This is a genomic window from Collinsella sp. SGI.178 (assembly GCF_050313495.1).
Classification (GTDB): domain Bacteria; phylum Actinomycetota; class Coriobacteriia; order Coriobacteriales; family Coriobacteriaceae; genus Collinsella.
The window spans coordinates 1-3,949 of the sequence record NZ_JBNPLM010000039.1 but is presented as its reverse complement, the minus strand read 5'-3'; the positions used below and the strand labels follow the sequence as shown (position 1 = coordinate 3,949).

The window sequence follows — 3,949 nt, the reverse complement described above, 5'->3', positions numbered from 1 at the left end:
CCACCAGGCCGGTGTGGCCGGCGAGCACGCCCGGCGCGGCCCTCCTCCCGCTGTTCCCGTGGGGCAGGGCCCTGAACCCGTGTGCCCTGACCGTCCTCGCGCGGGAGCGGGTGAGCCCCGTCCTCCTGCAGAACTCCGCGAGGTTGCATGTCTGCGGGTCGAACCCGTCGCCCTCCTCCGCGGCCATCTCCCGGAGCGCCGCGTCTATAATTTCCTGTAGGTCATCGTGTCTCTCGTTCACCTCAATGGTCCTCCTAACGCCGGCGTGTTGGCACCACCAGCGTAGTGGCGGCGGGGAGGCACGGTGGCCATTATTCGGTGACCGGGATTGGTCAAAATAGTTTGACTATTAGCGGCTAAAATCGCCCGGCGCTAACAACCTAGATAGCTATCTGCGAGAGAATGCCGAGGAGATTCTCGAACGGTTCTAAATCGAGAGAGGGTGATGTCACCATCTTTAAGGCTGACGCCAGCGTCGATTGCCATATCGGTTTTTTCTGGGGCGACAATCCCCGTGATAATAAGATGTGGCTCTCCTCATCGCCTGCCAATCAGATTTCGTCTATCTAAAGTATTGCGTGTTCAAATTCGCAGCAACAAAGATACCATTCGCAGAGAGTGAGGGCTGTACCACTACGAGTTCACCTCGCGCGGCAGGGAAGAGGCCAACGAGGAAAAACTGCGCCGCTGGAAGCGCGAACAGGCACTGTTCATGCGGCGCTGGCCGGAGTTCTTCTTGGATGGCGATTCCTGGCTCGGACCGAACTTATCCTCCGACAGTGAGCACTCCTCGCTTTAGCGCGAAGTAATTTCGAGATCCGGCAAAGTGCCCTCAAGAGCTGCAAGAGCGGTGGGGTTCAAGTACTCCTCGTTCAAGCGGCTCTTATCATATCGAAAACGTGCGTCAGGAGTTCTCCCTTAGGCATTTTGCGGCTATAGGGACAAGGTCGAACATCGTGTGGACGACATCACTCGTATTTGCAACGGTCACTGTGAATTTGCCGTTCCCAAAATCCATCAAATAGTAGAGGTTGATTGTCAGATCATGCTGTGCGGCGATTCTTAGAATCCAGTAAGCGCAATTGTCGCTGCAGTTTGTGGCATTGTATACATTCTGAGGCATGAAATACATGAGCAACAGCGTTTTGGTGCCTCCCGACAGCCTTTCAGGAGGGATGATGCCTAAGATCTTGGTGTTTATTGCGCCAAGTCCAACCACACTGCCTTTATCGATGGATTTAATAATTCTTTGCGCAAAGGCATCTTGAAACCATTGAGGTGAATAAACGTTATCGAAGCAAACCGACGTATTGTAGATAACGTTCTCCATATCACCATAGTGGATTGTCAACACGTTGGCCCCTTCGGGTTGCTGGTTTAGCATTTGGTGTAGTAGATTGTATCGCAGCGTGGGAGATGGGCGTCATCGGCCCGCGGTGAACGCGATTGATGGCTTAGGCCTGTATTTAGTTGACGTATTAAATCGGTACGCTCATGCGCTCAGTTTGGTTCAGAAGCTTTTCGGCGCAACGGATGAGGTGTAGCGGCTCAAATTTAAATTGCAGCCACAGAGACACCTTTTATCGATTTCCCGTTGAATAACAGGTTATTTCTGGGGCAATATGCCTGGCGAGAAAGATGATCTTGCATAACGATGGCTATGGAAATCACATCTCTGGTTTGACCGCGTCGGGCTCATTGAAAATAATTCTGATTTGCTAGGTTGCCAAACTTCAACGGAGAAGGATGAGTGCTCCCTCTCCGTTGAGTTACATCTAATTGCTTTGACATTATCATAATATATTGATTACTGAATCAAATGTATTTCTAGTCAGTTTGATGATATCGGTCATATTTATCAGGCTTCATGGATTCGAGCAGTTTTATAGCCTTTTTTCGAAATAGCTCAAGAAGTATAAAGCATGCGAAAAAGATTAAACTTACGGTCAGTAGCAGGGGCACGCCAATTAGTGCAGTTTTGTCTAGCAGCCAACTTAGTTTTCCGTTAAGCCAAATGCCGTAAAACCATTTGCTAGTGTCTATTATGTAGACTGCAAAAGCTAATGGTGAAGTCTGTTTTAGAAAGCTTTTTGCTTTCTTCGAACTGACATTTATTCTTGTTGCGAGGATAAAGAAGCATATAGAGCTCGTCGCAACGTAAGGGTTGGAATAGGCGAGCCAGCGAAGAGGGCTCATCTGTAGTACATGAACGTCATTCCACTGGTGGTATAAAACGACAAGTGGCAGCAATATATATGCAAAGAGCAATCTTCTCGTGCTCACGATTCTATCCAAAGTTTCCTTGTTTCTCTTGATTGATGCACCGGTAAGCCAGAGCACAGCGAGCCACATCGTAGAATAGCCATTATTTAACCCTGTTGATTCAAATAGCGTCGAGGCAATTAGCAGGGCCAAAGTTAAGACTCCTAACTGAAATGATGCTATTGACGCGATTGCGCAGTTAAGAAATGGCACCATTAGCTGAAGGAGAAGAAAGCTGTTCAGATACCAGTATTCTGCCGTGGAGACTGGAAATAGCGAAACAAACAAATCGAATTTACCGATTTGCCCAAGGGCGAACCCCGTTAGTGCAGTTGCTGCGGACCAGAAACAGGCTGTAGCCCAGATTGAGAAAATGGACCGTCCCTTAAGTGGCCTACCGGCTGACAAATAGCCTGATATCATTGCAAAAACGTTTACAGCGATAATTGCATAATTCTCAACTGACAAGTAAGCTAGATCTCTAATCGAATCTAGCGTCCAGTCAAGGATTCCCCCTCTTCCGAGGTTGTGTAGTATCACAACCATATACATTGCAGCTAGTCGAGCAATATCGATGCCGTATGCACGTTGTTTCGACTCTGTCATTTATTCGCTTTCTTTAGTTATTTCGAATGTCTATCTAATAGTAGCAGTACAAGCTCTGTTCTTTGGCAAGCGGTCAGAGATAACAAGACGCCCGAATGGTGGTCGCGGTATTATTAATAGGATAATTCGAACATGCTCGGGAACGGGCTTGAATATACTGAAAATAGATGGTTTTGTTCGTTAGTGGAGTTTGCATGGTAAAACATATTAAGTTACTTGTACTGGTTCTAACGCTGTTATTACTTACGTCAATTTCGTCGATTTTGTTCCCGTCGGATGCAGAAGCTGCACGCTCTTTAGTTGAGAATTCCTGGCGTTACGAGGATGGGCAGTTTGCCGCTGAGGATGCTTCTTCCGAAGAAGATGGAGTAGCCCTATTGTCCATGGACATTCTTCCCGATGGGGTTACAGCGCAGGGCATTGACGTCAGCGAGCACCAAGGACGCATTAATTGGGATGCTGTAAAAGCTTCTGGTATTGATTTCGCTATTCTGCGCGTTGGATTTGGTGCTCCGTGTTTCGGCGGTCGAGTTGACTATCAATTCACTCGTAATATTTCTGAGTGTGAGCGTCTTGGAATCCCCTACGGTGTCTATATTTATTCGTATGCTTGGGATGATCAACAGGCGGCCGATGAGGCGTCCATGGTTATTGGCTGCCTTTCTGGGCATAATCCACGTCTGCCGGTGTATTACGATCTTGAAGACAACAGCATCATTGCGGATGGTCGGAAAACCGGAATTGCATCTAGAGCTCAGATTTTTTGCAATAAGATTTCTGCAGCTGGATATAAGCCGGGCATCTATGCAAATCTGAATTGGTTTAACACTATATTGACCGATTCCGTATTCAAGAGCGGTTCTTGGGATCACTGGATTGCCCAATATAACTCGCAATGTGACTATACCGGTAATTACAGTTTTTGGCAGTATAAGAGCAACGGAAAAGTCCCTGGAATCAACGGCAACGTTGATATGAACTATGCGTATGTTGATGTCTCTCTTTATCATTGGCAGTTAAAAGACAACATTTGGTATTACGCAACCTCTAATGGTAAGGCATATACTGGATGGTTGTATCT

At 47.2% G+C, this 3,949-nt stretch carries 3 protein-coding genes and 1 pseudogene; 1 reads left to right on the top strand and 3 read right to left on the bottom strand.

All coding sequences use genetic code 11. The annotated features are described in order from the left end of the window. From ACQRAQ_RS08460 to ACQRAQ_RS08450, 3 genes and pseudogenes are all read right to left on the bottom strand, one after another. Nucleotides 1-241: pseudogene (locus ACQRAQ_RS08460) on the bottom strand (IS21 family transposase); the annotation flags it as partial. Nucleotides 242-904: 663 nt separating this feature from the next. Next, nucleotides 905-1,354 (bottom strand): DUF4869 domain-containing protein, encoded by a 450-nt coding sequence (locus ACQRAQ_RS08455; protein WP_427794538.1) that lies wholly within the window; start codon nt 1,352-1,354, stop codon nt 905-907. Nucleotides 1,355-1,827: 473 nt separating this feature from the next. Beyond that, nucleotides 1,828-2,868, bottom strand: coding sequence for a hypothetical protein (locus ACQRAQ_RS08450; protein ID WP_427794537.1), 1,041 nt, complete (start codon nt 2,866-2,868; stop codon nt 1,828-1,830). Nucleotides 2,869-3,062: 194 nt separating this feature from the next. Between ACQRAQ_RS08450 and ACQRAQ_RS08445 the strand changes: the two genes are divergently transcribed. Continuing rightward, nucleotides 3,063-3,949: glycoside hydrolase family 25 protein (locus ACQRAQ_RS08445; RefSeq protein ID WP_427794536.1), on the top strand; the 887-nt coding region annotated here is incomplete at its 3' end.

Bases quoted from the DNA above. Each gene is read 5' to 3' on its own strand.
- ACQRAQ_RS08450 (WP_427794537.1), bottom strand. From the start codon at position 2,868: ATGACAGAGTCGAAACAACGTGCATACGGCATCGATATTGCTCGACTA.